Here is a 2881-nt window from a genome sequence, read left to right as displayed (position 1 = left end):
AATGAGAACGATCAAGTGTCTTAAGGGCAATTGGTGGATGCCTTGGCATGCACAGGCGATGAAGGACGTGATACGCTGCGATAAGCTACGGGGAGGTGCGAATACCCTTTGATCCGTAGATTTCCGAATGGGGAAACCCACCTAAGGTACTTGGAAAATCAGAGCAGCAGGGATGCGACGATCCTTCGGATCGCGCCGTCTTGCTGCTGTGGTTTCCAAGTATCGCTAATAGGTAACTTATCCTGAATACATAGGGATAAAGTGGCGAACGCGGGGAACTGAAACATCTAAGTACCCGTAGGAAAGGACATCAACCGAGACTCCGGAAGTAGTGGCGAGCGAACCCGGACCAGGCCAGTGGCGATTGAGAGACAAGCGGAACCTTCTGGAAAGTAGGGCCATAGCGGGTGACAGCCCCGTACGCGTAATGCGATCAATCGTCCTCGAGTAAGGCGGGACACGTGAAATCCTGTCTGAAATTGGGAGGACCACCTTCCAAGCCTAAGTACTCGTGCATGACCGATAGCGAACTAGTACCGTGAGGGAAAGGTGAAAAGCACCCCGACAAGGGGAGTGAAAGAGTACCTGAAACCGATTGCCTACAAACAGTGGGAGCCCGCAAGGGTGACCACGTACCTTTTGTATAATGGGTCAGCGACTTAGTGTGACGAGCAAGCTTAAACCGGTAGGTGTAGGCGCAGCGAAAGCGAGTCTGAACAGGGCGTTCAGTTCGTCGCATTAGACCCGAAACCGAGTGATCTAGCCATGAGCAGGTTGAAGGTAAGGTAACACTTACTGGAGGACCGAACCCATAACTGTTGCAATAGTTCGGGATGACTTGTGGCTAGGGGTGAAAGGCCAATCAAACTCGGAAATAGCTGGTTCTCCGCGAAATCTATTTAGGTAGAGCGTCGACCGAATACCCCAGGGGGTAGAGCACTGGATGGGCTAGGGGTCCTCACCGGATTACCAAACCTAACCAAACTCCGAATACCTGGGAGTACTAGTCGGCAGACACACGGCGGGTGCTAACGTCCGTCGTGAAAAGGGAAACAACCCTGACCTACAGCTAAGGTCCCCAAGTTATGGCTAAGTGGGAAAGGATGTGAGGATCCCAAAACAACCAGGATGTTGGCTTAGAAGCAGCCATCATTTAAAGAAAGCGTAACAGCTCACTGGTCTAAATAAGGGTCTTTGCGCCGAAAATGTAACGGGGCTAAAGCCATACACCGAAGCTTAGGGTTCGTGAGCAATCACGAGCGGTAGCGGAGCGTTCTGTAAGCTGATGAAGCCGTACCCGTGAGGGGCGGTGGAGGTATCAGAAGTGCGAATGCTGACATGAGTAACGTAAGGGGAGTGAGAGACTCCCCCGCCGAAAGACCAAGGGTTCCTGCTTAAAGTTAATCTGAGCAGGGTTAGCCGGCCCCTAAGACGAGGCGGAAACGCGTAGTCGATGGGAACCACGTTAATATTCGTGGGCCTGGAGGTAGTGACGGATCACACAAGTTGTCCAATCTTATCGGATTGAAAGGGCAGCGGAGTGGTTCCAGGAAATAGCTCCTCCTTATAGACCGTACCCGAAACCGACACTGGTGGTCAGGTAGAGTATACCAAGGCGCTTGAGAGAACTATGCTGAAGGAACTCGGCAAATTGCACGCGTAACTTCGGAAGAAGCGTGACCCTTTTCTGCGCAAGCAGAGGAGGGTGGCACAGACCAGGGGGTAGCGACTGTTTATCAAAAACACAGGGCTCTGCGAAGCCGCAAGGCGACGTATAGGGTCTGACGCCTGCCCGGTGCTGGAAGGTTAAGAGGAGGGGTGCAAGCTCTGAATCGAAGCCCCAGTAAACGGCGGCCGTAACTATAACGGTCCTAAGGTAGCGAAATTCCTTGTCGGGTAAGTTCCGACCTGCACGAATGGCGTAACGACTTCCCCGCTGTCTCCAGCATAGACTCAGTGAAATTGAATTCCCCGTGAAGATGCGGGGTTCCTGCGGTTAGACGGAAAGACCCCGTGCACCTTTACTATAGCTTTACATTGGCATTCGTAGTGGCATGTGTAGGATAGGTGGTAGGCTTTGAAGCCTGGGCGCCAGCTCAGGTGGAGCCACCCTTGAAATACCACCCTTATCACTATGGATGTCTAACCGCGGCCCGTTATCCGGGTCCGGGACAATGTATGGTGGGTAGTTTGACTGGGGCGGTCGCCTCCTAAAGAGTAACGGAGGCGCGCGATGGTGGGCTCAGAACGGTCGGAAATCGTTCGCTGAGTGCAATGGCATAAGCCTGCCTGACTGCGAGACTGACAAGTCGAGCAGAGACGAAAGTCGGTCATAGTGATCCGGTGGTCCCGCGTGGAAGGGCCATCGCTCAACGGATAAAAGGTACGCCGGGGATAACAGGCTGATGACCCCCAAGAGTCCATATCGACGGGGTTGTTTGGCACCTCGATGTCGACTCATCGCATCCTGGGGCTGGAGCAGGTCCCAAGGGTATGGCTGTTCGCCATTTAAAGCGGTACGTGAGTTGGGTTCAGAACGTCGTGAGACAGTTCGGTCCCTATCTGCCGTGGGTGTAGGAATATTGAAAGGATCTGTCCCTAGTACGAGAGGACCGGGATGGACGGATCTCTGGTGGACCTGTTGTGGCGCCAGCCGCATTGCAGGGTAGCTATATCCGGACGGGATAACCGCTGAAGGCATCTAAGCGGGAAACCCACCTTGAAACGAGTATTCCCTGAGAACCGTGGAAGACGACCACGTTGATAGGCCGGGTGTGGAAGAGCGGCAACGCTTGAAGCTTACCGGTACTAATAGTTCGATAGGCTTGATCGTTCTCATTACTTATATCCATCAAGGCGCAATCCGAAGGATTGTCGCCAT

1 rRNA gene is annotated in these 2881 nt (G+C 53.3%); it reads left to right on the top strand.

Features of this window, described 5'->3' with window-relative positions:
* Positions 1-9: 9 nt before the first annotated feature.
* A 23S ribosomal RNA gene (locus LB529_RS28900) occupies positions 10-2833 on the top strand.
* The last annotated feature ends 48 nt before the right edge of the window (positions 2834-2881 follow it).

Source organism: Mesorhizobium sp. CA5, assembly GCF_020165105.1.
Classification (GTDB): domain Bacteria; phylum Pseudomonadota; class Alphaproteobacteria; order Rhizobiales; family Rhizobiaceae; genus Mesorhizobium.
The sequence above is the reverse complement of the archived record's forward strand: the minus strand, read 5'-3'. Positions and strand labels throughout refer to the sequence as shown.